This is a genomic window from Deltaproteobacteria bacterium (assembly GCA_016709225.1).
GTDB lineage: Bacteria > Myxococcota_A > Polyangia > Nannocystales > Nannocystaceae > Xiheibacterium > Xiheibacterium phototrophicum.
In genome coordinates this window covers 1,358,008-1,384,955 of sequence record JADJEE010000001.1, presented here as the reverse complement: position 1 = coordinate 1,384,955, position 26,948 = coordinate 1,358,008, and the positions used below count along the sequence as shown (strand labels likewise).

Sequence of the window (26,948 nt, the reverse complement as noted above, 5' to 3'; positions counted from 1 at the left end):
GTGGCGCGCGCGGTCACGGTCTCACAGTGCGTCCTCGGTGATGGTCTGCGCCAGCTCGGGCATGAAGCTGCGGTGGGGTATGCCGACGGTCTCGAACTCGCCGCCGATGCGCGCGAGGAACTGCAGCAGCGCCGGCGTCCGCAGCTCGCCCTCGATGTCGAGGCCGGTGAAGGTGTAACGCGTCACGTCCTCCTCGCGATCCCTGGGGCTGGGCGGCCCCGCCGGCGGGGGGGTGGCGGCCGCGTCGGCGGCGGGCGCCTTGGCACCGGCGCTGGTCGGTGCGCGCTCGGTCGCGCTGCGTGGCGCCGCCGTCGAGGCGGTCGGCGGTTTCGCGGCCGCGGTGCTGCTCGCGGTGCCCGAGGTGCTGGTCGCGGCGGGCCCCGCTGGCGCCGGCTTGACCGCAGGGGGGCCTGCCGGCTTGCCGGCGGGCTTGGCCGCAGGGGCTGCGGCCGCCAACACCACGGCGATCCACAAGGTGCACGCTGCTCCGCTGGTCATCCTTTTGCGCCGCCTTTCGTCTTGCTCATGCCCTCGAGCAGCGCGAGCCGCTCCTTGACGTCGGCCGCCTGCGGGCCGTCGCCGCCGGTGACCTGCAGATAGCGTTCCAGGTGCTTGCGCGCGATCTGGGGTCGCTCGGCAAAGTCCATCTCGAGCACCGCGAGGTTGAAGATCGCCCCCGCATGCGCGGCATCGATCGCGAGCACGCGCTCCCACGCCGTGCGAGCGCCGGGCAGATCACCCGAGAGCCGCGCGCAGGTGCCCACGCCGAGCAGGGCGTCGGTGTTGCCGGGCTCGATCTGCAGGACCGCGTCGAGCTCGGTCTTGGCCCGCTTGGCGTCGCCGGCCCCGAGGAAGAGCGCGGCCTTGTTGAGGCGACCCACGACGTAGCGGGGGTCGGCTGCGCTCGCCCGCTCGAACAACGCGAACGCGGTCTGGTCGTCACCGCGCTTGAGCGCGACCAAGCCGAGGTTGGTCAGCAGCAGCGGATGCTCCGGATGGCGGGCGAGGCCCTTGTCGAGCAGTAGCTGCGCGAGGTCGAGTTGTCCGCGATCGATCTTGATGGCGCCGAGGGTCGCGTAGGCGGCGGGATCGAAGGCGTGCTCACCGAGGATCGCGCGGCACTCGGCCTCGGCCTCGTCGAGCCGACCGACGCGGCGCAGCGTGACGGCCAGCGCGTTGCGAACCCGCAGATCGTCGGGGTGCTCGCGCAGCGCTCGCTCGTACAGCGCGAGCGCTTGCTTGGCCTTGTTCTGCCGCAGGTACACCTCGCCGAGCGCGTCGAGGGCCTCGGGGCTGGCGTAGATCGCCAGTGAGGCCTCGAGCGCCTTGGCAGCCTCGCCGAGCCGTGCGCGCCGCAGCTCGATCACACCGATGTCGAGCCACGCCTCCCACAGCTTGGGCTCGAGGGCGATCGCGGCCTTGAACTGCGCGATCGCATCGTCGTACTCGTTGGCGCCGGCGTCGAGCTTGCCCACGCCGGCGTCGAAGCGCTGCCGCGCAGTGGCCGAGACCGCGGTGGTGGGCGCGACGGTGTTCGTCGGCGTGCGGCGACCGCAGGCCGGTAGCCCCGCGCCGAGCAGCGCGGCGAGCACGATGAGCCTCGGCGTCATCGCTCGAGCCTCCGGATCGCCTGCGCACCCGAGCCGCCCTCGGCCACCCGCAGCTCGCTGCCGACCTCTGCGATCGGCGGGAACTCCTGTGCCGAGAGCCGGCCCAGCGACGCGCGGATCTTGCGGGTGTACGTGTTGTAGATGCCGAGCTCCATCGCGCGGGCATAGCCGCTCTTGTAGGCGCCGATCGCCTCCTCCTCGAACGCCAGCGCGAAGGTGTCGAGCTGCTCGGAGTACTCGTCCTGCTGGGCCTGGCTCAGCCCCGCGGGCACGGGATACTCGCGCAGGCCCTTGGCGAACAGCTCGTAGGACTGCCCGATGCGGAACAGCGCGGCGGTGGTCCACTCCGCGGTCGAGTAGGCCAGTACGTCGAGGTAGACATCCTTCGCCGAGCCCAACAGCTTGGCCTTGCGATCGAGGCTCGCGCCGAGCTTGCTCGGCTTGGGGTCGAGCTTCTGCGCCTCGAACTCGCGGTAGATGAGCTCGCCCTGCAGGTACCTCGCCTCGGCGCCGGCGACCCGCGCGGGGCCCTCGGCGGTGCGGCCGGACTTCGCGGCCTTGGCCAGCGCCTTGTCGGCGTCCTTGAAGCGCGACACGGCGATGAGCGACTTGCCGAGCTGTGTGTTGGCGACCACGGCTTCGGGCGCGCTGCCGTGGCGATCGACGAACTTCGAGAGCGTCGCGATGGCGGCCTTGTGGTCACCGGCCCGGGCCTGGACGAGGCCCGCGCGCAGCTCGACCTGCAGGCTGTCGGACTCGCCGGGGAACTGCTTGGCGTAGGTGGCGTAGCGGGCAGCGGCGAGCTTGGTCTGCCCGAGCCCCTCGTAGAGCACGCCGGCGTTGTAGAGCGCTTCGGCGCGGCCGGCATGCTTGGGGTAGCGCTCGACCAGGCCGTCGTAGCGTTGCGCGGCGCGCTCGTAGTCCCCCATGTTCTCGAACACGTGGGCGACCACCAGCGTCGCCTCGGCGGCTTGCGGGCTCTTGGGGTAGTCCTTTGCGAGTCGCTCGTAGATCTCGGTGGCGGCCTGGGGCTTGCGCGCGCGCTCGAGCGCGGCACCGGCGTTGGACAGCGCCAGCGGTGCCTTGTCGTGGCGCGGGTGTTCGGCGGCGACCCGCAGGTAGTAGCTGGCGCCGCGCGCCGCGTAGCCGCGCTCGACCAGGGTGTCGCCCTGCTTGAGCAAGCTGTCGACGATGATGCGATCGAGCCGTGCTTGCTCCTCGGGCGCGGCGAACGACTTGGTGGCCTTGAGCTTGCCGGCCCACAGCTCGATGTTGTCGTAGTCCGCGGCCTTCTGCAGGCTCTCGAGGATGCGATCGCCGGCGGCCCCGGCGTTGCCATCGGCGGGGTGATCGACCACGAGCTTGCCGTAGCGCTGCACTGCGCCGTCGTAGTCGCCGCGGTTGTAGAAGAAGTCGCCCAGCGCGTAGAGCACCGCGCCGTTTTGCTCGTCGTCGGGGAACAGTGACGAGAACAGATCGACCGCGCGGATGAACTTGCGCTCGAGCGGGCTGTAGCGGGTCGCGTCGGCGGCCGCCTCGGGCGAGGTCTCGGCGGTCGCGGCCGCGCCGCCCACTGCACTGCCGCCCGCTGCGGTGCCGTCGGTTGCTGCGGTGCCGATCGGCGCCGAAGCAGCGGTGACTGGTGCGGTCGCGGCGGTGCCGGCCGGCGCCTGCGCGATGGCCTGCTCGTAGGCACCGATCGCCGCCAGCAACGCGTCGTGGTGGAGCGCGCCGACCGGGGCCGACTCGCCGACGCGCAGGTAGGCATCGCCAGCGCGCTCGGCCTGGCCGAGCTTGAAGAAGTAGATGTCGCCGGCGAGGTAGGAGACCTCGACCGCGTTGGGCTCGCTGGGGTAGCGCGTGATGAAATCGTCGTAGGCACGCGCCGCCAGGGCGTAGCGCTCCTTGTCGGGCACCTTGGTGTCCTTCTCGGCCGCCTGCGCGCCCTCGTGGATCGAGCGCCCGAAGTCGAACAGCAGCCCCGAGGCGTCCTCGTGGGCGGCGCGCGCGGCCTTGGGGTGGGCCTTGGCCCACGGGGTGCCCAGGCCGTAGCGCTGATGGATCACGCCGAGCTCATCGAGCGCCGGCGCGAGCTTGCCGTCGCCGCGCAGGCCCGCGACCACGTGCAGCTCGAAATCCGCGGCATCGACGTGCGATGTGTCGAGCTCGATGAGGAAGCGCCAGGTCGGCACCGACTTGTCGTAGCGGGTCTGGGCCTCGTAGGCCTCGCCGAGCCGCACCAGCACCTTGCGGGAGTACTGCGAGCCGTCGATCGAGGCCAGGAAGTCGTAGATGTCCTTGGGGGTGTTCTTCTCGTCTTCGCTCAGCACCTGCACGAGGTACTCGAGCGCTTCCTCGCGCAGGTCGGCGAGGCGCTTGCGACTGGCGTCATCGGTCTCGGGTTCGGCGCCCTGATCGAGCACCTGCTTGAACCGCTTCACCGCCTCGGCGCTCTGACCCAGCTTCCAGTGGCACCACGCGGTCTTGAAGAGCGCCATCGCGTAGGGGTCGCTGTCGGGGTGCTCGAGCACGTGGCCATAGGCCTCGAGCGCCGCGTTCCAGTCGGTGCCGGCGTAGAAACGATGATCGCCGATGGCGAGCCACGCATCGGGCACGAAGCTCGAGCCAGGGTGCTTCTTGATGATGGCCCAGAACTGCGCCTGCGCGGCGTCGGTGTGGCCCTGATCGCGCAGCGAGAACGCGTAGAGGTAGCGCACCGTGTCGAGCTTGCGGAAGCTCGGGTAGTCGCGGATGAGTCGCACGTAGATGGTCTGCGCGCTCGCGAGGTCGAGCACCGGCTCCGCGGGCGGACCGTCGGGGCAGGTCTCCGGCGCGTCGCGACAGCCATCGACGGCATCCGCCCAGCTGCCCATCGCGGTGAGGAACTGCTCCTGGCTGCGCTCCCAGTAGAGCGCGGCCAGGCGGTAGAGCGCCTCGGGCATCGCACGATTGTCGGCGTGCTTGGTGATGAACTCCTCGAGCAGCGCGATGCCACGCTTGCGATCGACGGTGATCTGGCCCTCGCGCGTGCGCAGCTCGAGCTCGAGCTGGTACGAGGTCAGCGGCGGTGGGGTGTCGTCGGGGGCGGCGGCCTTGCGTCCACGGCCACGACGCTTGTTCGACGGCTCGGGGGCGGCGGCCGCGGCCCTCGTGGCGCCGCCGCTGCGCGCGGCGGATCGCTCCGCCGGTGCGCTGCCACGGGCCCACGCCGACGCGGGCAGCAGCCCGAGCGCGACGGCGAGCGTGAGCGCGGCGCGTCCGCCCGTCATCGGTAGCCCTCGTATTCGTCGGCCCAGTACTCGCCCTGGTAGGGCCAGAACTCCTCGTCGTCGCCGACCAGGCCCTCGATCTGCAGCTTGCCGAACAGCTCGGGCGGGAAGCGGCCCGCGGCCATGTCGCGGACCTCGATCTCGAGCTTCTTCTTGGCCCCGAGCACGGCGTCGATGCGGCCCATGCGGGCCTCGCCGAGCATGTCGTCGATGCGCCGCGAGAGCTTGCCGAGCCGTGCGCTCGCGACCCCGGCCGCCTGCGCGTCGAGTCGATCGGCGAGCGCCAGCGCGCCGCTGCGCAGTGAGAGTACGTAGCGGCGCTCGTCGGTGAGCGCGGTCGACAGCCCGCCGGTCACTGCGGCGCCGACCCCCGGGGTGGTGCGCACGACTGCCGTGGCGTCGCGTCGTAGCGTTCGCAGGCGCTCGCGCAGGCCCGCGGCCTCCTGCACCAACGCATCGGTGGCCGCGGCGTCGGCCCCCGCCGCGCGGACCTGACGGATCTGCGCCTCGAGGCCGGCGATGCCGCGCTGCAGTCGGTCGGCCTCGGCGAGCACGTCGAGCGCGTCGCCCTCGGGCGCGCGACGGGTCGCCGTCTTGGTATCGCCCAGGCGGGTGGTCAGGCGCGCGAGCTCACCGTCGAGCGCGTCGGCGAACGAGGCCTCTGCGCGCAGCACGTCGGCCTGGTGGCCGAGGCGCACGTACGCGGGATCCTCATCCATCATCGAGAGCAGCAGCCGGTGCTCGACCAGCTCACCGCCCATGGTGTCGCCGCGACGCAGGCGCGACAGCTCGCGGTGCAGCGCAAGCAGCTGCTCGGGGTCCTTGCGGATCTCGGCGATGTGGTCGCCCACCGGCGCGAGGTCGTCGATGAAGCGGGTGAACTCGCCCTCGGCGCCGCGGAAGTCGCAGTCGTAGAGCTGCAGCAGCGCCGCCAGCAGCCGCGCCTCGACCGTCTGCGGCGCGTCGGGGAAGCGCTCGCGGAGCTCGGCGAGCAGGTCGCGGGCGATCGCGTACTCACCGGCCTCGGCCATCGTCCACGCCGACTCGAACAGCGCGTGGGAGAGCTCGTCGGAGTCCTGCGGCACGCTGAAGTAGTGGTAGAACGCGTGGCCGTTGCGGCCCTCCTCGTGGGCGATGCGACCGAGCCCGAGCTGCGCCAGATCGCGGACCGGGAAGTAGCGACGATCGACGTAGTACGCCTCGGTCTTCTGATCCTTGCCGCCGATGACGTCGCAGAACGCCGACTCGGCGGCGCGGAACTGCTTGCGCTGGGCGTAGACCAGGCCCTGCAGGTAGCGTGCAGCGCTGTGGAAGCGGCTACGCGCGCCGACGGCCGCGTACGAGGTCAGCGCGGCGTCGAGCTCACCGCGCTGACCTTCCGCCCGCGCCGCGAGGTACTCGCGCTCGTCGAGATCCTCGTCGCGCAGCGTGATGGGCTTGCCGCCCGGCGCGAGGTCGCGATCGAGGTCGGCGAGCGCGAGCACGAAGTCCTTGCTCGCCAGGCCGAGGTCGACGTGGCGTCGCAGCGCGGGTGTGAAGTAGGGGTCCTCGGGGCCGCGCGCGAGCACCTGCGCGAACGCGGCCTGGGCGGTCGCCTCGGCGCCCCAGGCCGCCAGCGACATCCCCAGGTGGTAGTGCGCCGAGCTGGCCTCGGGGGTCTCGGCGAATGCCGACCACCGCGGGTTGGCGACGAGATCGTACAGCGCCAGCGCGCTGCCCAGCACGTCGCCACGCACGTAGCGATCCTGGGCGTCGGCGAGCGCAGCGGTGTACGCCGGCAGCGTGGCCTCGCGATCATCGGTGAGGCCCGCGGCGGTGAGCTGGCCGTAGAGCGCCTGCAGGCGTGGATCGAGCAGGCTCGGTCGCGACGGCGTGCTCGCGGGCGCGGCGGTGGGCACGTCGGCGCGCGTGGTCGCAGCGTCGTCGGCCGCCGGCGACCACGACCACAGCGCCTGCGCGACCAGCCACCACGCGATCACGGCGCCTTGCCTTTCGTCGACACCGAACCCGACGCGCGCGCCGAGGCGGCGCCGCGCTTGGCCGTCGACTTGCTCTTCGCACGCAGGCGCACGCGCAGGTCGCTGTGTCCGCGCCGCTTCTGGGCGAAGCGCCACATGTCGCCAGTTTCTCGCAGCAGCAGCTTCGTGGAAACCACCATGTCGGTGTCGACCGCGAACCAGATCGCGTAGTCGATGCGAAGCTTGTAGGTCGCATCCCTACGGGCCACCAGGTTGGCCGATACGGCGAGCTCGTGGGAGCCCGGGGCCGCGAACACCTCGAAGAGGTTGCCCTCGGTCTGCGGCAATCCCTTCGCTTGCACGTAGACCGGCGCGCCGTCGACCCGCAGCGTCAGATCGGTGACCTCGTAGAAGCGCTCGAGGTTGCTGCGCAGCTGCAGACCGACGCGGGTGGTGAAGAGCTTCGACGCCACCAGCGACACGCGGCCTCGGGCCTTGAAGAGCGCGTCGCGGAGCTCGCGGGCCTGCGCCTGCAGGGCCGCGACCGCGCTGGGATCGACGGCATCGGCGGCGGGCTCGGGCTCGGTCGCGGCTTCGTCGGGCGTGGCGATCGGCTCGGCGGGGACCTCCTCGGTCGGCGCCGCGGGCTCGCTCGCCGGCGGCTCGGCGACTGCTGGCGGAGCTTCCGTGGTGGCGGTCGTCGTCGCGGCGACACCGGGCTTGCCGGGTTTGGCCGGCGCCGCCGCGTGCACCGTCACCGCGGTGAGAAGGCACGACAACGCGGACACGACCAGTGGGCAGGCTCGGGTCATGTGTCAGTTCCTCGTGGGCAGCAGCACGGACAAGCCGGTGGTGAAGGCGAGGTCGTTGACGTAGAACGACTCCGAGAGCAGCTCTTGGCGGTACAGGTAGTCGCGCACCTCGAAGCGCAGCGCGACGGCCTGGTGGAGGAACACCCGGAAGCCGAGACCGAAGTTGCCGGCCGCGCCGAAGCTCAGCGGATCGACCACCACGCCGGGGCCCGCGAGCAGGTAGAGGTCGTAGCGCCAGATCGACGCTGCGACCAGCCGCAGCTTGCCGTACAGCGGCGACCACGTGAGGCTACCGAAGGCCCGCACGACGTCGGGGCGCCCGAGGTCGATCGCGAACGCATTGGCGCCCTCGATGGTGTCGAGCACGCTGGTGCGCAGGCGGGACCACGACACGCTCAGTTCGGTGCCGAAGTTCTCCGACATGAAGAAGGTGTACTGGCCGCCGAGCGTGAAGGTGGAGTCGAAGAGGTCGCTGACGTAGTAGCCACCGTTCAGGGTCAGCTCGTGGCGCAGGGCCTTCACGAACAAACGGTCGCGCGTGAGTCGGAAGCGGCGCTTCGCCAGCAGCTGTTCCTGCAGCGTGGCGTCGACGCACTCGCCGGGCTGGCCCGGGACCCCGACCGGGGCAGCCGCGGCGGACGTGGGCGCGTCGCGATCGCGGCCACGACGGCCGCGTCGCCGGGGGGTCGTGGTGGTGGCGGTTGCGGTCGCCTCGGTGGCGGATTTCGCACAGGCCTGCGCGTCGGCCTCGGGGGCCGTCGCGAGCGCGAGCGTGAGCAGCGGGGCGAGCATGGTGACTAGCGGCGGCGCGGCGGGATCCAGAAGCCCACGCCGGCAGAGAAGACGAGGTCGTTGGTGATGCGTCGGCTGCCGATCGCCTCCTGGGCGTAGATCCGATCGGTGAGATCGAAGCGCACCGACAGGAACGAGGTCGGAAACAGGTAGAGGCTCATGCCGACGTCGAACGCGGCCGCCTGCACGGTGTCGTGCAGGATGGCGCCGGCGCCCCCCTGCAGCACGAAGTCGCCGTGCACGATGCGATCGCCGCGCGCGCGCAACTTGGTGTGGATCGGCGAGAACAACAGGTGGCCGATCGCGGCGTAGGAGAGGTTGCGACGCACGCCGTCGGGGAAGCGGTTCTCCTGCGTGAAGCTGGTGGCGGCCCGCTCGATCCGCAGTGTCATCGGCGTGAGCCGGAACTCGGCGTCGAAGCCGAAGGCCTCGAAGGGCCAGAAGCCGATGCTGCCGCCGGCCTGCCACTGCGTGTCGGTGAGGTCGCCGCCTCGGACGCCGCCGAACAGCGAGAGCACCACTCGCTTGGCCTTGCGGAAGTCACGGGGCTGTACGCCCTTGCGGACGCTGGCGCGACCGAACTCGTCGATGAGGCTCTCGTCGAGGCACTTCACCCGCCGCGGCGTACGGCCGAGCGCCGCGGCAGCCGAGTCGGGTGGCGTCTCGACCTGCGGCGTGTCGGGCCCGGCACCGAGCTCGACGGGATCGACGGGCGCATCACTGGGCGCTTCGTCCGGGGCCCCGGCGTCGGACGTCGGCGTCGACGCGGCGGGGTCGGTGACCGTGTCGCCGGCCGCGGTGGGCTCGGTCGGCGCCGCCTCGCAGTCGCGCGACGCGTCGTCGCGGTGGGCGTGCGCGGCCGCGGAGGTCGGCACCGCGGCCACGAGCCAACACGCGACGAAGCCCGGGACGGTCGCGCGCGGCGACATCCCGGGCCTCGGACTCGCCGACGGGCGAGGGTTTCTCGAGCGGACGTGCACGCGCGCTTGGACGGTCGCGATCGTAGCGGCGCGATGCTTTGCGCGTCAACGCGTCCACCCGTGCAGGTGATCGCGCCGCCGACTTGGGGGGCACACGGCGGACCGCCGCACGATCACCCGGACCGACCGAGGCAAGCATTGCGCGATCGCGACGTCGCAGGATCGACCACAACCTTCACTCGCGCGGCACCGCCGTGCCGGCTTTGAGGCCTGCGGCCCCCCAGACGTCGCCCACATACCCCATCGTGTGGACGCAGGCGCTCTGCTAGCGTAGGCCGAGTGTCAGAACGTAGAGAGGATCGCGTCGAGTCGACGGTGTTGCACGAGGACCAGCACCCGCTGCGTCACCTCGGATACCGCCTGGTGGTGCTGAGCGGCGAGCTGCGAGGTCGCGACATCGAGATCACCAGCGACAGCATCACCATCGGCAAGTCGCGCTCGTGCGACGTGGTGCTGCCCGACGATTCCGTCAGTCGCGTGCACGCGGAGATCCGCCGCGAAGGCGACGCCTACCGCGTCACCGACAAGAGCTCGACCAACGGCAGCTTCATCGACAACGCGCGGATCACCGATGCGTTCCTCAAGCCCGGCGACGTGCTCGGCATCGGCAAGGTGCAGATGCGGTTCCTGCCCCGGGATGCGCGGGCCGAGCTGCTGCCCAGCGAGAGCGAGCGCTTCGTCGACGTCATCGGTCGTAGCCTCGCGATGCGCAAGATCTTCGGCGTGCTCGAGCGGGTCGCCGGCACCGATGTGACGATCCTGCTCGAGGGCGAGACCGGTACCGGCAAGGATCTGATCGCCCGCGCGGTGCACCAGATGTCGCCGCGACGCGATGGCCCGTTCGTGGTGGTCGACTGCGGCGCGGTCGCACCGAACCTCATCGAGAGCGAGCTGTTCGGCCACGAGAAGGGCTCGTTCACCGGCGCGCACCAACGTCGCCAGGGCGCGTTCGAGCTCGCCGACAAGGGCACGGTGTTCCTGGACGAGATCGGCGAGCTGCCCAAGGATCTGCAGCCCAAGCTCTTGCGCGTGCTCGAGACCCGGCGGCTGCGGCGGGTCGGTGGTACCGACGAGGTCGACTTCGACATCCGCGTGATCGCGGCGACCCACCGCCACCTGCGCGAGCAGGTCGAGGCCGGCGAGTTCCGCGAAGACCTCTACTTCCGGCTCGCGGTGGTGGCCGCGACGATTCCCCCTGTGCGCGAGCGACGGGAGGACATCCCGCTGCTCATCGAGCACTTCTCGCGCAGACTCCCGGCCGGCATGTGGAAGCCACCGGACGCCGAAGCGATGGCGCGACTGGTGGGCTACGACTGGCCGGGCAACGTCCGCGAGCTGCGCAACGTGGTCGAGCGCAGCGCCTATCTGTCGCCGACGGGCGTCATCGACCTCATCACCACCGGCAAGAAGCCGCAGGGCTCGAGCGAGCAGATCGACTTCGATCCCACGCTCACCTTCCGCGAGCAGAAGGAGCGGGCGGTCGAGTTGTTCGAGGAGGCTTACCTCGCGTGGCTGATGCAGCGCGCCGAGGGCAACATCTCGCGCGCCGCGCGGGAGGCCGACATGGACCGCAAGTACCTGCACAAGCTGTTGCGCCGCTATGGCATCGATGCCAAGCAGTGGGGCCGCGGCCGCAGCGACGACGACTGAGCCGCGCGCGCGGGTGGGGGGCCGCGCACGGCCCCCGCGATGCGCTACCATTCGCCCCGTGCACGCAGCGCCCGAGCACAGCCCGCCGTGGTCTCACGCCAAGGGTGAGCTGTCCCTCGATCGCGCGCGCGTGATGGCGGTCGTCAACCTGACGCCCGACAGCTTCCACGATGGTGGCAAGCTGGTCGCCGAGGGCAGCGACGCGCCGAACGTGACCGTGGCGCTGCGGCGGTGCCAGCAGCTGGTCGCGCAGGGGGCCAGCGTGCTCGACATCGGTGGCGAGTCGACGCGGCCGGGGGCCGAGCCGGTGTCGCCGGCGATCGAGCTGGCGCGGGTGCTGCCGCTGCTGCAGCGCCTGGCCGGCGACACGACGCTCACCGCGGTGCCGGTCTCCGTCGACACCCGCCATGCCGAGGTCGCGGCGGCGGCGATCGCCGCCGGCGCGGCGATCGTGAACGACGTCAGCGGGCTCGCCGACCCCGCGATGCTCGACGTGATCGCGGCCTCGCGCGCCGGCCTCGTGGTCGGCCACCTGCGCGGCGAGCCACGCGACATGCAGCGTGACATCCGCTTCGCCGACGTGCTCGGCGAGGTCGCCGACGAGCTCGCGCACACCGTCGAGCGCGCGGTCGCGGCCGGCGTCGCGCGGGCGCGGATCCTCGTCGATCCCGGCATCGGCTTCGGCAAGACCGCGGAGCAGAGTGCCGCGCTGGTGGCCGCGTCTGGCTGGCTGCGGGCCGCCACCGGCTGCGGCGTGTTGATCGGTGCCAGCCGCAAGAGCTTCCTCGCCGCGCTGGTACCCGATGGTGGCGCCAGTGCCAGCAGCGACCGCATGGTCGCGTCGGTGACCGCGGCGGTGATTGCCGTCGAGCGCGGCGCGGCGGTGCTGCGGGTGCACGACGTCAAGGAGACCGCGTGCGCGCTGGCGGTCGCGCGCGGCCTCGCGGACGCCTTCGAGCGTGCGCGCGCCGGTGCGGCGGGCCGCGGGGGCCCGCGCGCGTGAACGTCTCGGAGTGGCTCGCCGCGCTCACCTGGCGCGACGCACTCGACTTCCTGCTGCTGTTCGCGCTGGTCTACGGCTTCCTGCGCATGGTCAAGCGCACCCGCGCCGCGCCGGTGCTCGCGGCCGTGGCGGCCTTCGGCGTGGTCGCGTGGGTGGTGCGGCTGCTCGATCTGATCGCGGTCGCGACGCTGCTGCGGTACGTCTTCGACTCGATCATCCTGCTGCTCATCGTGGTGTTCCACCAGGAGCTGCGGCGCCTGCTGCTGCTGCTCGGGCAGCGGCTGCTGCCGGCCGGTCGGCGCAGCGCTGCGGTGTCGGCCGTCGGTGAGCTGGTCGCCGGCTTGGCGCAGCTGCAGCGGGCGCAGTTCGGTGCGCTGGTGGTGCTGCAGGGCGAGATCGACGTGCTCGCGGCGGTACAGAACCGCGGCGTCGAGATCGACGCCGCGCTGCGGGCCGCGACCCTGGTCGCGCTGTCGATCCCCCACGCGGCCAACGACGTGCACGACGGCGCCATCGTGGTGCAGAACTTCCGCATCGCGCGGGCGGGCGTCATCTGTCCGCTCTCCGAACAGCACCTCGATCACGCGTTCGGCACCCGCCACCGCGCGGCGATCGGCCTCAGCGAGGAGACCGACGCGCTGGTGCTGGTCTTGAGCGAGGAACGCGGCGAGCTGCGCATCGTGCATCGCGGTGCCATCTCCGAGGCGCTGCGCATCGTCGATCTCGAGGGACGCATCGTGCAGTGGCTGGCGACGCCGCGCGCCGAGGCCACGCGCAGCCCGGCCAAGACCGACGCCGTCGCGCCGGACGCCGGGGTCTTCGATCCCCCCGGTGGCACCGACGACGACGCCGGGCTGTCGGCGATCGATCTCTCCCGCAGCGCGCTGTTGGACCCCGACCGCGAGGACGCCCGACGATGACCGACGAGCGCCGCCGTTCGTCGCTGCTGCGGGCAGTCGCCGAGGTCGTGCAGCTCGACTGGGGCATCAAGGTGCTCGCGTTCGTGATCACGCTGGTGTTGTTCGTGGGCACCCGCGACGAGGTCACGCGCACCTTCACCGTGCCGCTGCGGCTGCGCGCCGATCCGGAGCGGGTGCTGCTGACGCCGGTGCCCGAGGTGGTCTCGGTGCAGGTGCGCGGCCCGTGGACGCGGGTCAGCCGCATCGAGTCGCAGGACTTCGGCGTGGTCACGCTCGACCTCGCCGACGCCTCACCGGGACCGATGGTCATCGATCGCAGCACCGTGGTGATGCCCCACGGCGTGGTGCTGGCGGAGCTCTCCTACGACGAGGTCGACCTGCGCTTCGATCCGGTGATCGAGCGCGACGTGCCGGTGGTGCCCAACGTCGGCGGCACGCCGGCGGTGGACTACGAGCTGGTGCGCGTACGCAGCGAGCCCGCCAGCGTGCGCGTGCGGGGCGGTCGCTCGCGGGTGCTGGCCACGCCGCAGCTGTCGACCGTCGCCTACGATCTGCACGAGGCCGACGCCGATGTCAGCGCGACGGTGGCGCTCGTGCGTCCGCCGGACGGCGTCGAGCTGGTGGGCGCCGGCGCCGAGGCGCTGCGCGTGCGCATCATCGCCGAGGTCGCACCCAAGCCCGCCAGCCGCACCGTGCGGGTACCGGTGTCGCGCGACGAGACGCTGGCGAGCTCGGGGATGTCGTTCGAGGATCTCGAGGCCGAGGTCCGCGGCGGGGCGCCGAGCCTGCGCGCGCTGACGCAGCTCGACATCTCACCGTGGCTGGTCGGGGTCGCGACCGCGCGCCCCGGCGATCACCCGTGGGTCGAGATCCACATCACCTGGGCGCCGGCGGTGCCCGAGCAGTTCCGACGCGCGCTGACCTACGCGCCTGCGCAGCGACGCATCGAGCTACCGCCGCCTCCGTCACCGCTCGCGCCCGAGCCCACCGCACCCGGTGCAGCGGTGCCGTAGCAGCGCTCGGCCCCGAGACCACGCACGATCACGCGATGTCGGCCGAAAAGCCCTGGCGGGCGCACGTGTGCGGTGTGATATGAACCATCGTAGCGACGATGGCGACGCGACGACTGTTCGGTACCGATGGCATCCGCGGTGAAGCCAATGCGCACCCGATGACCCCGGAGACCGCGCTGCGGGTGGGCATGGCGGTCGCGGCCCATTTCGGCAAGCAGGGCCGCGTGCTGGTCGGCAAGGACACACGCCTGTCCGGCTATCTGCTCGAGAGCGCGCTGGCCTCGGGACTGTGCGCGATGGGAGCCGACGTGTGGTTCGTGGGGCCGCTGCCAACCCCCGGCATCGCCTACCTGACGCGCTCGATGCGGGCCAGCGCCGGCGTCGTCATCTCGGCCAGCCACAACCACTTCGCCGACAACGGCATCAAGCTCTTCGCCCACGACGGCTACAAGCTGCCCGACGAGGTCGAGGAGCGGCTCGAGGCCGCGATGGACGACGGCTCGCTCGAGCAGCAGCGCGCCCGGGGGGGCGACATCGGTCGCGCCTGGCGCATCGACGACGCCGCGGGTCGCTATGTCACGCACCTCAAGCAGGCGTTCCCCAACCACGCCGACCTGCTCGGTCTGAAGGTGGTCGTCGACTGCGCCCACGGGGCCGCCTACAAGATCGCCCCCACGGTGCTCGAGGAACTCGGCGCGGAGGTCACCGCCATCGGCGTCGACCCCAACGGCCTCAACATCAACGACGGTGTCGGCGCCATGCACCCCGCCGTGATGGCGGCCAAGGTCCGCGAGGTCGGAGCCGATCTCGGCATCGCGCTCGACGGCGACGCCGATCGACTCATCGTCTGCGACGAGCGGGGCCAGGTCGTCGACGGCGACGCGGTGCTGGCGATGTGTGCCCGCGATCTCCACCAGCGCGCCGAGCTGCGCGGGGGCGCCGTGGTCGCGACGGTCATGAGCAACCTCGGGCTCGAGCGCAGCCTCGCGGAGGTCGGCATCGGCCTGACGCGCACGCCGGTCGGCGATCGCTACGTGGTGGAGGCCATGCGGCAGAGCGGCTGCAACCTCGGCGGCGAGCAATCGGGGCATCTGGTCTTCTTCGACCACTCGACCACCGGCGACGGCATGGTCGCAGCACTGCAGGTCCTCACGATCATGCGACGCACCGGCAGTCCGTTGTCGCGGCTGTCGACGGTGATGACCGCGATCCCGCAGGTGCTGCGCAACCTGGTGGTGGCCCGCCGTGCGCCCATCGAGTCGCTGCCGCAGCTGAGCCGCACGATCCGGCAGGTCGAGGGCGAGCTCGGCGACAGCGGCCGCGTGCTGGTGCGGTTCTCGGGTACCGAGGCCAAGCTGCGGGTGATGGTCGAGTGCGAGGACGCGGCGCAGGCCGACGAGGTCGTGGGCCGCATCTGCGACGCCGCCGTGCGCGAGCTGGGCGCGGCTAGTACCTGACGGCAGGGCAGGGCAGGGCTGGCGCGGGCGGGGCGACCTGCGGTAGTCAGACTGCAGCATGGCGGTACGCGGGGTAGGGCTCGACGTCTGTCCGGTGGACCGCATGACCGCCGCGGTCGAGCGCCACGGCGACCGATTCCTGCGCAAGGTCTTCACCGACGCGGAGATCGACTACGCGCTGGCCCGACGCAACCGCGACGAGACCCTCGCGGCCCGCTTCGCCGCGAAGGAGGCCTGCAGCAAGTCGCTCGGTGCCCCCAAGGGCATCGGCTGGCACGACGTCGAGGTGACCCCGGCGCGCAGCGGCGAGCACGGGCCACAGGTGGTGCTGCGGGGACGCGCGCTCGAGGTTGCCAGCGCCCGCGGCATCACCCGCGTGATGCTCACCATCACCCACGCCGCCGGCATCGCGGCCGCGGTGGCGATCGCGGTGGACGAGTGAGCGGGCTGCCATTGTGGGACGCCGCGACCGCAGCGGCGGTCGATCGCCACAGCATGGGCGCCGCGGTGGGCATGCCCTCGCCGGTGCTGATGGAGCGCGCGGCCCTGGCCTGCGCCCACGAGCTGGTGGCGCTGAGGGCCGGCTCGGGCCTGCCCGTCGTCGCGGTGTGCGGCCCCGGCAACAACGGCGGCGACGGCCTCGCGATCGCCCGCATCCTGCACGGCTGGGGATTGCCGGTGTCGTGGTTCGACGCCGCCGGCGGCGGCAACGAGGCCCGCACGCAGCAGCGCACGCTGGCGACGGCGTGCGGCGTGCCCGAGTGCGCCGCGCTGCCGCGCGCGGCGGTGATGGTGGACGCGTGCCTGGGCACCGGCAGCCGCGGAGCCCCGCACGGCCGCATCGCCGACGCGATCGCAGCGATGCACGGCTGCCGCGGCCCGAGACTCGCGGTCGACCTGCCGAGCGGGGTCGACTGCGACGATGGTTCGATCGCCGGCGTGGCGGTGCGGGCCGACGTCACGGTCACCTTCGGTGCCAGCAAGCTCGGCCTGCACGTCACGCCCGGGCGCGATCACGCCGGCCGTGTCGTGGTGGCGGACATCGGCCTGCGCGCCGCGGCCGACATGCCTGCGATCGCGACGTTGTTGGCCGGCCCGTCCATCGCTGCGGCGCTCGCCGGGGCCCCGACGCCGCGACACAAGGGTGAGCGCGGGCACCTGGGGCTGCTCGGCGGCGCCGCCGAGACGCCCGGTGCGGTGTTGCTGGCCGCGACCGCGGGCTTCCGGGCGGGCGCCGGCTTGGTCACGGTCGCGTGCGACGACGCGGCCCTGCGCGCGGCGGTGATCGCCGCGCGTCCCGAGATCATGCTCGCGCCGCGGCGGCTGCCGGCGGTGCCGGCCGCCGAGGTGTTGGTGGTCGGCTGCGGCCTCACCGACGCGGCCGCGATCGCAGGCCTCGACGCATCGTTCACCGACGATCCAAGGCCGGCGGTTTGGGACGCCAGCGCGCTGCAGCAGCTGCGTTGCGGCACTGCGCCGGCGGGCGCCCGCGTGCTCACGCCGCACCCCGGCGAGGCCGCGCGCATGCTGGCGAGCCTCGAGCCCGACGCCGGCTGGACGCCGCAGCGCGTCCAGGCCTCGCGCATCGACGCGGTCCGCCGACTCGCGCGGGCGACCGCCAGCACCGTCGTGCTCAAGGGTGCCGGCACCCTGGTCGCCGATCCCGATCGTCTCGCGATCGCGTCGCTCGGCGACGCTGCGCTCGCGACCGCCGGCTCGGGCGACGCGCTGGCCGGCATCATCGCCGCGCGCCTCGTGCACGCCGTCGATGCCTTCACGGCCGCCTGCGAGGGCGTGATGATCCATGCCGCCGCCGGCTGCGTGGCGGGGCGACGTCACGCCAACACGATGGCGGGCGACGTGGTCGCGGCGATCGACGAGGCGCGGTCGTTCCTGGCGTCGGCGGCCGCCCACGCCGCGCTGCCGTCGCTGCGCCTGGCGTAGTCGCGGCGCGTCAGCCCTGATCGCCGAGCTCGCACGGCGATCGCAGCTCGTCGGGCACATCCGGCGGGCACTCGCCACACATGCGGTTGCCCGGCACGGCGTAGGGCATCTTGCGCGGGTAGGGCAGCTGCAGCGCCGCCATGATCTCCACGAACGCGTCCTCGTCCTTGCCGGCGAGTCGGGGGTTGCGATCGCGCTCCTGCGCGATGGTCGAGACCCGGCGTCCCTGGTAGTCGTGGCCGGGATAGACCAACGTATCGGGCGGCAGCGCGAACAAGACCTGCGTGATCGAGCGGTAGAGCGTGCGCGCGTCGCCGCCCTGGAAGTCGGTGCGACCGCAGCCGTCGATGAGCAGTGCGTCGCCGGTCAGGACGCACGGAACCATGCCGCCGGCGATGACGTATGCGTGGTGCGTGTCGGTGTGCCCGGGCGTGAAGCGGGGCACGATTGCGATCGTCCCGAGCTGGAGGGTCTCGCCGTCGCGCACACCGATGTCGGCGCAGGGCAGGGCGTCGAGTGCCGGCGCGACCACCCGCGCGCCGGTGAGGTGCCGCAGCTTGCGGGCCGACGTCAGGTGGTCCGCGTGCACGTGGGTCTCGATCGTGTGCGTGAGCCGCAGGCCCAGCGACTGCAGCAGCGCGAGGTCGCGATCGACGGTCTCGAGCACCGGGTCCACCAGCGCCGCGACGCCACCGATGGGATCGGCCAGCAGGTACGTGTACGTGCTCGAGAGCGGCTCGAAGAGCTGTTGCAGCAGCATGGCGGGCGACGTTTGTCGCACGGGCACCGACCCCGTGTCGCGGCCCGTGCTCGAGGGGCCTGACAGGCCCATGCGGCATCGAGTAGATTGGCCCGATGCGGCTCACCGCGCTCCTGCTCGCCTGCGCGGTGACCTCGATGGCCTGTCGCGTGGGTACGCGCCCGCGCACGCGCGAGGGCACGGGCGCCGAGGACGGCAAGGTCGAGGCCGACGCTGGCGGCGACGGCGGGGGATCGAGCGGCGCCCGCGAGCCGCCGCCGTGCAACGGTGTCGGTCGCATCTGGGACGGTCGCCCCGAGGGCTGCGCCTACGAGCACGACAGCTGCTGCTACGACGACGCCGAGGCGGCCTGCGCTGCAGCGGGCTGCGAGGCCGCCGCGTGCACGGTGCTCGAGTCGCACCCGGCCGCGGTCCGCTGTCGCGGTGCCGAGGCCGGCGTCGACGCGAACCAGCCCTGATCCCCACCAACCGCGGGCGCACGAGGGCGGGCCCACGCGTCGCGCGTGCACGGGCTGCGATTAGTCGTTGGTGGGCAGCGGCGGTTGGTCGTCGTCGCCGCGCGGGTTCTCCGAGCCCGGTGCCGGCGCGTTGGCCAGGAATCCGCCCGAGCGCGGGTTGCCGCACTGGTAGGCCCAGCCGCCGGGCGTGCCGGTCGACAGGCACGGGCGCTCGTTGCTCGAGAGGAAGGTCAGGCTGGCGTCGATGTGGCCGCCGCCGACGTCGATCGGCGCGATGCTCTGATCGAGTGGCACGAAGCCGGCGTCGGTGTGCTGGATGCGACGCATGCCGAAGCGCGTGCGATCGGAGGCGTCCTCGTAGGTGTCACCGACCCACAGCGCATTGGCGTCGTCGAGGCGCGGCACGAACACCGGCGACTTGAGGCCGAGGCCCATCGCGCCGCCACCCGCCCGCATCGCCGCGTAGGAGCCCTCGTGCACGCCGACGGCCCAGGGCTGCGCGCGGTCGGCCAACCTCGGCGGCACCGCGACCAGGTGGTGGCCGCTGGTGTCGGGATCGAGCGCGGTCATGCGGCGCGTGGTGGGGTCGAACGCCAGCAGGTGACTCTCGGAGTAGGCGCCGTCGGCCTGCATGTACAGCATGCCGTCGGCCGCGAAGCCGGCCAGCGAGTGATCGCCCGCGCTCGCGCTGCGCACCAGACACGCCGAGCCGGCCCCGAGCTCGCGCATGGCGAGCGCGCCGGTGCTGGTGCGGTAGGCCAGGTGCACGCCATCGGGGGTGGTCGCGCGCAGGCCCGGCAGCACCTCGAGCGGTACGTTGCCGTTGACCGCGCTGCCGCTGAAGCGATCGACGCGGTCGCCGTCGGGGATGCCGTACACCGAGGTCTCGGCGCCTTCGCCCTCGCCGCTGGTGACCACCACGTAGGCGTCGTCGGCGGTGATCTCGACGCGCGAGAGGTCCTGCGCGAGCGGCAGGTCGACCACGCCATCGAACTCGTGGTCCTCGCCGATCGGCACCAGCACCACGCGGTCGTGATCGCCGTCGACGACCTCGCGGCCGACCACGTACGACTCGCCGATCGCGACGATCTTGAGCTGCGGGTGATCGGGCGCCACCGGCCGCGCAATGCCGGTTGCGGCCTCGAGCCAACGCAGCTCGCGGCTGGTGTCGCGCACCAGCACCATGTCGCTGCCTCGCATGCCCGCCACCAGCTGCGCTGCGTCGTCGCCACCGATCGCACGCGAGTAGATCTCGTGCACCGGGTCCTCGGCCCAGGGATCGATCCGCCACGTGCGGAGCTCCGACTCGGCGAGGTCCACCGCGACGACGAAGCGTCCGGTCGAGGTCACCAGCAGCGTGCTGCCACCGCCGAGCGGGACGATGTCGTCGCGCAGCTGGTGGCCACGCTCGGCCGCCCCCGCCGGCACCGCCGACAGCTCGCTCTCGAGGTACGTCCGCTGATAGCTGCAGCCGAGCGCGACGCTGGGCTCGACGTCGCGGCCCGGGCTCGGCGGGCAGCGCCAGTGGACGATCCATGGGCGCGGCGCGTCGGACATCGCGATCACGGCGGCACCGGGCTGCGCCGCGACCGTGGCCGCGCGTGCCTCGTCGATCGCGATCGCGGAGCACGGAACTGCGGGGTCGCTGATCTGTCCGCACGCAGACGAGCCCGCGAGGGTCAGCAACGCACCGATGAACGACGACGTACGCACGCGACTCCGAACAAACCCGACATTGGCATCGTACACGTCCGCGCGCGGCTGTGGCAACCTGGCGGTGATGATTCCTGCGTCGTCTCGCACCGGGACCTCGCGGCCCGCGGGGGCCCACACCACGATCGATGGTGCATGGTGGGCGGGGTTGGTTTCCGTGTCGCGGTCGGCCGCTCGCAGCGGCGGTGCGCGTGGGTACGGGCGTCGGCTCGCTTGCGCGCTGGTCCTCGCGCTCGCGGGGGTCCACGCGGGTGGGCTCGCATGCGGCGGTGAACCCAGCGGCTCGATGACACCGCTGCCCGCACCGCCGCCACCGGCGGCGTTGGACGACGACGCGTTGGCGAGCCGCTACGCCGAGCTCAAGCGCGGCTTCGATGCCGACCCCGAGCACTTCGGTGGCGCGGCCGGCTCGAAGGAGTTCACCGAGATCACGTCGGAGTTGCGCAAGCTGGGGGCGCAGGCGCACGACGTGCATCTGCAGGCCAACGCCGCGCTGTTGCTGGGTGCGATGCACCAGGAGCGTGGCCACGCGGCCGAAGCTGCGGGCGCGTACCGACGCGCGACCGAGCTGGTCGGCGACGACGCGGGGCCCCACATGGCGCTCGCGCGGGCGCTGTTGCAGACGCAGGACTACGCCGCCGCCGAGGCGGCGCAGCGTCGTGCGATCGAGCTCGACCCCGACAACCTCGAGCAATACCTCGCGCTCGGCGAGATCCTCGTGAAGGCCGGCAAGCAGGACGCCAGTGCCAAGGCCTACGCCGATTACGAAGTGCGGCGCGCCGGACTCATCGATGGCCTCACCCTGCGGCGTGATGGCGCGTACATCGTGGGCACGCAGGAGCGGGTCGCGTGTGCACAGGCATTGGCATCGGCGAGCGATGTCGGCACCGCGTTCGCGCTGCTGTACGCGCTCCAGAGCGAACCCGACGCGGCGGTGCGGGCCGCCATCGCCACCACGATGGGCATCCACCGGCTCGCCGGCTACAAGCCCCGACTGACCACGGTGCTGGCGGCCGAGACCTCGCCCGAGGTCCGCGAGGCGATCGCGTGGGCGCTCGGTGAGATCGACCGCGACCCGGTCGACACCAAGCTCGACGGGCCGCCGCCGGCCGGCACGCCCGGCACTGCGGCGCCGGGCAAGCCCGCGGGCGACGCGAAGCCGGCGCCCGACGGCCCGCCGGTGCCGGCGGGCGACGCGAAGCCGGCGTCGCGGGGCGGCGAGGGTGGTGGCGGCGACGCGGCGCGTGGTACCGATCCGGTTCCCGCTCCGGCTCCTGCTCCGGCTCCCGATTCGGCTCCCGATGCCGCTCCCGATGCCGCTCCCGATCCGCGGCGCCAAGCACCGTAGTCGCCCGTCGCCCCGACGATGTCCCCCCGCGCGCCCGCTTCGCTACGCATCGAGCACCTGACGCATCGCTACCCCGGCGCCGCCCGGGCCGCGCTCGACGACGTGGCCTGTGCGATCGCAGCCGGTCAGCGGGTCGGCCTGCTCGGTCCCAACGGCGCCGGCAAGAGCACGCTGATGCGGATCCTCTGCGGCTTCCTGCCGGTGCGCTGGCCGGCCGCGCAGGTCGAGGTCGGCGGCCTCGATGTGCGCACCGACTCGCTCGCGGTGCGCCGCGCCACCGGCTACATGCCCGAGCTGGTGCCGCTCTACCCCGAGCTGCGCTGCCGTGAGCAGCTGCGATTCCGCGCGCAGATCAAAGGCCTGCCCACCGCCCGGGTCGCGGCCGAGATCGACCGCGTGGCGGCGGCCACCGGGCTCACCGACGTGCTCGCGACCCCGGTCGGCAAGCTCTCGCGCGGCTACCGTCAGCGGGTCGGCATCGCCGACGCGCTGCTGGGCTCGCCGCCGCTGTTGGTGCTCGACGAGCCGACCGTCGGGCTCGATCCCAACCAGATCCGAGAGATCCGCGCGATGCTCCGCGAGCTCGGCGGCGCGCAGACGCTGGTGTTCAGCTCGCACATCCTCGCCGAGGTCGAGACGTTGTGCGATCGCGTGGTGATCCTCGCCCACGGCCGCGTGGTGCTCGACGCGGCGATGGACGAGGCACTCGCGGCCAACGAGCTGCACGTGGAGCTGGCCTGCGATCGCGCCCGCGCCGAGGCCATCGTCGCGGCGGCCTGCGACGCGGTCGGCCACGCCGGGGCGACGCCGAGCCTGGTGCCGGTGCCGGCCGGCGAGGGCGGCACCGCGCTGCGGATCGAGCTCGCCGCCGACGATGATCGCACCGTGGTGGCGCTGCGGCACGCCGTCGGTGCGGCATCGCTGGCCGCCGCGGTGGCCGTGCGCGCGCTGGTGCCGGGCCGCACGCGACTCGAGGCCCGCTTCGCCGAGGTCACCGGGGGACAGCGCGCATGAGTCCGCTCGCGCGGGCGCGGGCGTGGACGCGCGGCACGCTGGCGATCGCGTCGCGCGAGCTGCTGTCGCTGTTCGTGACGCCGCTCGGCTACGTGGTCGCGACGCTGTTCCTGCTGCAGCAGGGCTACGACTTCGCGCTGCTGCTGCGCGTGCTCAACGACCCGCTGGCGGCGCCCGGGCCGGTGATGCAGTTCTACTTCGGCGGCAGCTTCTTCATCTTCTGGCTGCCGGTGGTCGCGATCTGCTCGGCGGTCGCGATGCGTCTGGTCGCCGAGGAGCGCCGCCAGGGCACGCTCGAGGCGGTCCTCACCGCGCCGGTGCAGCCGAGCCAGTTCGCGCTCGGCAAGTTCATCGCTGCGTTCGCGTTCTATGCCGCGCTGTGGCTGCCGACCGCCGTGTTCTACCTGCTGCTGCGCGGCGCCGCGGTCGAGGTCGACGTCGGGCCGATCGCGGCGGGTTACCTCGGCACCGCGCTGGTGGGCGCGAGCTTCCTGGCGATCGGGCTGGTCGCGAGCGCGGCCGCGCGGTCGCAGCTGTCGGCCGCGATCGCCACCTTCGTGGTGTGCTCGCTGGTGCTGATGCTGGGGCTGCTGGCGCCCGAGGTCGAGTCGCCCACCCTGGCCGCATGGCTCGAGCAGACCAGCCTGCTGGCGATGATGCAGGACCTCGCGCAGGGGATCGTCGACGGCCGCTGGCTGTGGCTGCACGGCGCGATCGTGGTGCTCGGGGTGTGGGCGGCCGCGTTGCTGGTCGATCCGCGTCGCGATCTCGAGCGGGTGCTGCAGTGGGGGCTCGGTGCGATCGTGGTGGTCCACGTCGCGTGGTGGGGCGCGCGACATGCCACGCGTGACGACTGGACCGGCGGGCAGGTCTACGCGCTCTCGGAGCGGGCGCGCGAGCAGCTCGAGGGCATCGCGCAGCCGGTCGAGGTGCGTACGATGATCCCGCCGCTCGGCGGCGGCGGTCGACCCAACCCGCTGGCCGGCGAACTGCGCGAGGTGCTGCGACGCATGGCCGAGGTCTCGCCGCAGCTGCGCGTGACCGAGATCGATCCCGATCGCGATCGGCAGGAGGCCGAGCAGCTGGTGGCGCAGTACGGGCTCTCTGGGCGCGACCTCGCCGACGGCGTGGTGTTGGTGCAGTCGGGGGTCGGCACCGCGTTGCGGCGCACGCAGATCATGCCCGACGAGCTGGTGGTGTGGGCGACCGGCGCCGACGTGCAGCAGACCGGACCGCGGGTCGAGGAGTTCCGCGGCGAGGAGGCGCTGCTGGGGGCCTTCGCGCAGGTGCAGGACGCCCGCGAGACCCACGCGTGCGTGACCCAGGGCCACGGCGAGCCGGCGATCGACGGGCTCGAGCCCTACGGTGGCATCGCCCACTTCGCCGACCTCCTGCGCGCGCGCGACATCGAGGTGCAGATCGCCGATCTCGACGGCCACGACGGCCTGGCCAGCTGCGACCTGGTGATCGTCGCGGGCCCCTCGGGCCAGCTGCCGGTGGCCCACGTCGATGCGATCACGCGCTACGCCGACGGCGGTGGTGATCTGCTGGTGCTGGCCGGTGCGGTGATGCTGCCGGGGCAGGACCGGCTGGCGCGCCACGGGCTCGAGCCGCTGCTGGCGCGCTGGGGGCTCGCGCTCGGCGAGCGCGTGGTCGTCGATCCGCACGCGATGCCCGGCGGCACGCCGCTGCTGGCGTTCACGCTGGTCGAAGGCTGGGGCGACCACCCGATCGTGCGCGCGCTGGTCGGTCGCGCCGCGAGCCTGATGCTGGTCCGCGAGCTCGAGCTCGGCGCCAGCGAGGGCGAGCCGCCGGTCGCGTTGCTGTCGGTCGGCGAGGACGGCTGGGCCGAGTCGGACCTCGCGGGGCTCGCCCGCGGCGTGGTCCCCGAGCGCGGTCCGGGCGATCGCGAGGGGCCGGTGGTGGTCGCGGCGGCCGGCGTGCGCGGCGGTTCGAAGCTGGTGCTCGTGGCCTCCGACCAGTTCGTGCTCAACGCATTCCTGCGCGACGACGTCGTCTACGATCACGGCCGCGATCTCGTGCGCAACGCGATCGGCTGGCTGACCGATCGCGCGCGGTTGCTGGGCATCGAGGCCCGCCCGCGCGAGCACGTGAAGCTGGTGCTGTTGCCGGCACAGCTCGAACGCATGACGTGGGTGTGTCTGCTGGGCCTGCCGGGCTTCGCGGTCGCGATGGGCCTGTGGATGCTGTGGAGGCGGCGGCGATGAAGCCGAGCACGACCACCTGGGCGCTCGCGGCAGCGGCGATCGCAGCGGTCGCGCTCGTGCGCGTGGATCCGTGGCAGCGCGAGCGGACCGAGGGTGCGTACGTGTCGAACCGCAGCGTGGCCGCGCGGCTGCTGCCGGAGCTGGCGGCGGGCATCCCCGAGGGCGCCAGCATCGAGCTGCAGCGGGCCGACGGCAGCCGCTGCAGCATCGCCAGCCACCCCGACGCGGCCGGCCTGTGGGTGTGGGCCGATCGCGAGCTGGTCGGCCCCGCCGACCCCGATGCGGTCGACGGGCTGTGGTCGGCGCTCGCCGCCGCGACGAGCCTGCGCGCCGCCAGTGTCAGCGCGAACGAGGCGGCGATCGGCAGCGCCGGGCGGGTGCGGGTGGAGGACGGCCGCGGCAGCTTCGAGCTCGCGCTGGGCGCCCGCAGCCCCGACGGTGCTGGGCTCTACGCCGCGCGTGTCGGCGTCGACGACGACGCGGTGTGGGTGGTCGAGCGCGAGCTCGGCGACTGGGTCGCCCAGGACGCGACCGCATGGATCGCGCGGCGGGCCTTCGTGCTCGAGCCGGCGCAGGTCCGCGAGGTCACCTTCGCCGACGCGCGCGTGCGCCGGGGCGACGACGGTCTGTGGCGCGCCGACAACGACGGCCGCACGGCGCTGCTGTCGAGCACGGCGGTCGATGCCCGGCTGGGGCGCGTGCTGTCGGCGCGCATGGATCCGCTGCGCGAGCCGCTCGCCGATCGCAGCGGTGCGCCGTGGCTGACCCTGCACACCGACGACGGCCGCACACTGCCGCTGTGGCGCGGCGAGGCCTGCGACGCCGAAGCTGAGCGCGTCGTGATCGATCGCGGTCTTGGTCGCGCGGGCTGTGTCGACGCGCGGGTCACCGCGCCGTGGCCGTGGCCCGGCCGCGGCGACGATGCGCCGTCGTGGATCGAGCCCCGCTTGGTGCCGTGGGACTACGGCAGCGTGATGTCGATCGAGCAGCACACGCCGACGCCGTCGCGTCTGCGCCGCGACGCGAGAGGCTTCGTCATCGAGCACGACGGCAGCGCGGTGACCACGGTGCCCGAGGCCGAGGTGTTCCGCTGGTGGAACGCGCTGCACGACGCACGGCTCGCGACCGACGCGCCGCAGGAGCTCGGCACGCCCGAGCTCGATCTCACGTTCCACAGCGACACCACCGCGCAGATCCGGCTGCGCTGCCGCGTGCTGACGCCACCGTCGGCGTGGCTGTGCGCGCGAGACGACGAGCCCGCGTTCCCGGTGCGGCTGACCGACACGCCGGCGTTCTCGGCCAGCTCGTTCGGCGATCGCCAGCTGGTGTCGATCGCCGCCGGGGACCTGCGTGCGCTCGAACTCGACGGCCCCGACGCGCTGCGGCAGAGCGTGCACCTCGACCTCGGGGTCTGGCGGCTCGACGCGCCGCGGCACCCCGAGGGCGATGCGGTGCTGGATTCCGAGCGGGTCGAGGCGTTGTCGGCGACCATCGCCGGAGCCCGCGCGATCGCGTGGGTGACGACCCCGAGCGGCCCGCCGCTGCGGACGATCCGCGCCGAGACCGTGGCCCGCGACGGCCGCGGCGACGCGCTCGAGCTGACGCTGTGGGACGGCTGCGTGGTCGCGGTCGATGGCGGCCGCGCGGCCACGGTGGGCGAGGGCACCTGCGCATCGCTGCGCGAGGACCTGCTCATCGACACGCCGCTCGAGCGCGTGCTCGAGGACGCCGACGCCGTCGTCGTGCACGAGGGCGACGCCGCCACGTCGCTGGTGCGCCAGGATGGCGAGCTGGTGCGGGAGGACGGTGCGCCGCTCGGTGAGCTGGGCGCAAGCCTGCGGCGCTGGCCGATGTGGCGGGCGATCGCGCTGCGCCGCGGCCGTCCGTCGGACGAGCCGCGCGTGTGGCTGTCGGTGGCCCCGCGCAGCGGCGAGCCGTGGGTGCTCGAGCTGGGTACCGACTGGGCCCGCGTCCGCGGCGAGCCGTGGTACTACGCGATGGAGAATTGAAAACGGGGGG

21 protein-coding genes are annotated in these 26,948 nt (G+C 72.8%); 12 read left to right on the top strand and 9 right to left on the bottom strand.

The window, feature by feature from the left end:
- Positions 1-21: 21 nt before the first annotated feature.
- From IPH07_05765 to IPH07_05735, 7 genes are read right to left on the bottom strand one after another with little or no spacing between them, the layout of a single operon-like run.
- A complete protein-coding gene (locus IPH07_05765; protein ID MBK6916887.1) occupies positions 22-498 on the bottom strand; it encodes a hypothetical protein in 477 nt (158 codons plus the stop codon).
- Positions 495-1,610, bottom strand: coding sequence for a tetratricopeptide repeat protein (locus tag IPH07_05760; protein MBK6916886.1), 1,116 nt, complete (start codon positions 1,608-1,610; stop codon positions 495-497). The genes IPH07_05765 and IPH07_05760 overlap by 4 nt, the downstream gene beginning before the upstream one ends.
- Complete coding sequence (locus tag IPH07_05755; protein MBK6916885.1) at positions 1,607-4,879, bottom strand: tetratricopeptide repeat protein; 3,273 nt, start codon at positions 4,877-4,879, stop codon at positions 1,607-1,609. The genes IPH07_05760 and IPH07_05755 overlap by 4 nt, the downstream gene beginning before the upstream one ends.
- Entirely contained in the window at positions 4,876-6,858 is a 1,983-nt protein-coding gene (locus IPH07_05750; protein ID MBK6916884.1) for a hypothetical protein, read from the bottom strand. Before IPH07_05750 ends, IPH07_05755 begins: the two co-directional genes overlap by 4 nt.
- Positions 6,855-7,649, bottom strand: a complete 795-nt coding sequence (locus IPH07_05745; protein MBK6916883.1) for a hypothetical protein — start codon at positions 7,647-7,649, stop codon at positions 6,855-6,857. The genes IPH07_05750 and IPH07_05745 overlap by 4 nt, the downstream gene beginning before the upstream one ends.
- Positions 7,650-7,652: 3 nt before the next feature.
- The gene (locus IPH07_05740) at positions 7,653-8,441 is read right to left on the bottom strand and encodes an outer membrane beta-barrel domain-containing protein (GenBank protein ID MBK6916882.1); all 789 of its coding nucleotides are present in this window, start codon (positions 8,439-8,441) and stop codon (positions 7,653-7,655) included.
- Between the two features lie 5 nt (positions 8,442-8,446).
- Entirely contained in the window at positions 8,447-9,370 is a 924-nt protein-coding gene (locus IPH07_05735; GenBank protein MBK6916881.1) for an outer membrane beta-barrel domain-containing protein, read from the bottom strand.
- A gap of 366 nt (positions 9,371-9,736) precedes the next feature.
- On the opposite strand from IPH07_05735, the gene IPH07_05730 reads away from it, so the two are divergent.
- The 7 genes from IPH07_05730 to IPH07_05700 all read left to right on the top strand — a co-directional run bounded on the left by IPH07_05730 (position 9,737) and on the right by IPH07_05700 (position 17,408).
- A complete protein-coding gene (locus IPH07_05730; GenBank protein MBK6916880.1) occupies positions 9,737-11,071 on the top strand; it encodes a sigma 54-dependent Fis family transcriptional regulator in 1,335 nt (444 codons plus the stop codon).
- A gap of 133 nt (positions 11,072-11,204) precedes the next feature.
- Positions 11,205-12,074 (top strand): dihydropteroate synthase, encoded by an 870-nt coding sequence (folP, locus tag IPH07_05725; GenBank protein MBK6916879.1) that lies wholly within the window; start codon positions 11,205-11,207, stop codon positions 12,072-12,074.
- Positions 12,071-12,994 (top strand): DNA integrity scanning protein DisA nucleotide-binding domain protein, encoded by a 924-nt coding sequence (locus IPH07_05720; protein MBK6916878.1) that lies wholly within the window; start codon positions 12,071-12,073, stop codon positions 12,992-12,994. Before folP ends, IPH07_05720 begins: the two co-directional genes overlap by 4 nt.
- Positions 12,991-14,007 carry a hypothetical protein gene (locus IPH07_05715; GenBank protein ID MBK6916877.1) on the top strand — a complete coding sequence of 339 codons (1,017 nt, stop codon included), beginning with the start codon at positions 12,991-12,993 and terminating at the stop codon, positions 14,005-14,007. Before IPH07_05720 ends, IPH07_05715 begins: the two co-directional genes overlap by 4 nt.
- 98 nt (positions 14,008-14,105) lie before the next feature.
- A complete protein-coding gene (locus IPH07_05710) occupies positions 14,106-15,464 on the top strand; it encodes a phosphoglucosamine mutase (GenBank protein MBK6916876.1) in 1,359 nt (452 codons plus the stop codon).
- A 103-nt stretch (positions 15,465-15,567) separates the two neighbouring features.
- Positions 15,568-15,906: a holo-ACP synthase gene (locus IPH07_05705; GenBank protein ID MBK6916875.1), complete on the top strand. Its 339-nt coding sequence runs from the start codon at positions 15,568-15,570 to the stop codon at positions 15,904-15,906.
- A complete protein-coding gene (locus IPH07_05700; protein MBK6916874.1) occupies positions 15,903-17,408 on the top strand; it encodes an NAD(P)H-hydrate dehydratase in 1,506 nt (501 codons plus the stop codon). The genes IPH07_05705 and IPH07_05700 overlap by 4 nt, the downstream gene beginning before the upstream one ends.
- Before the next feature lie 10 nt (positions 17,409-17,418).
- Here the strand turns inward: IPH07_05700 and IPH07_05695 are convergent, their stop codons facing one another.
- The gene (locus IPH07_05695) at positions 17,419-18,168 is read right to left on the bottom strand and encodes an MBL fold metallo-hydrolase (protein ID MBK6916873.1); all 750 of its coding nucleotides are present in this window, start codon (positions 18,166-18,168) and stop codon (positions 17,419-17,421) included.
- Between the two features lie 95 nt (positions 18,169-18,263).
- On the opposite strand from IPH07_05695, the gene IPH07_05690 reads away from it, so the two are divergent.
- Positions 18,264-18,626 carry a hypothetical protein gene (locus IPH07_05690; protein ID MBK6916872.1) on the top strand — a complete coding sequence of 121 codons (363 nt, stop codon included), beginning with the start codon at positions 18,264-18,266 and terminating at the stop codon, positions 18,624-18,626.
- 60 nt (positions 18,627-18,686) lie between these two features.
- Here IPH07_05690 and IPH07_05685 read toward each other — a convergent pair whose 3' ends face one another.
- Positions 18,687-20,339 (bottom strand): hypothetical protein, encoded by a 1,653-nt coding sequence (locus IPH07_05685; GenBank protein MBK6916871.1) that lies wholly within the window; start codon positions 20,337-20,339, stop codon positions 18,687-18,689.
- Here IPH07_05685 and IPH07_05680 point away from each other — a divergent pair.
- From IPH07_05680 to IPH07_05665, 4 genes are read left to right on the top strand one after another with little or no spacing between them, the layout of a single operon-like run.
- Entirely contained in the window at positions 20,320-21,687 is a 1,368-nt protein-coding gene (locus IPH07_05680) for a HEAT repeat domain-containing protein (GenBank protein MBK6916870.1), read from the top strand. The two genes, IPH07_05685 and IPH07_05680, sit on opposite strands and share 20 nt — an antisense overlap.
- A gap of 18 nt (positions 21,688-21,705) precedes the next feature.
- Positions 21,706-22,701 (top strand): ABC transporter ATP-binding protein, encoded by a 996-nt coding sequence (locus IPH07_05675; protein ID MBK6916869.1) that lies wholly within the window; start codon positions 21,706-21,708, stop codon positions 22,699-22,701.
- Positions 22,698-24,929 carry a Gldg family protein gene (locus IPH07_05670; GenBank protein MBK6916868.1) on the top strand — a complete coding sequence of 744 codons (2,232 nt, stop codon included), beginning with the start codon at positions 22,698-22,700 and terminating at the stop codon, positions 24,927-24,929. Before IPH07_05675 ends, IPH07_05670 begins: the two co-directional genes overlap by 4 nt.
- Complete coding sequence (locus IPH07_05665; GenBank protein ID MBK6916867.1) at positions 24,926-26,938, top strand: DUF4340 domain-containing protein; 2,013 nt, start codon at positions 24,926-24,928, stop codon at positions 26,936-26,938. The genes IPH07_05670 and IPH07_05665 overlap by 4 nt, the downstream gene beginning before the upstream one ends.
- The last annotated feature ends 10 nt before the right edge of the window (positions 26,939-26,948 follow it).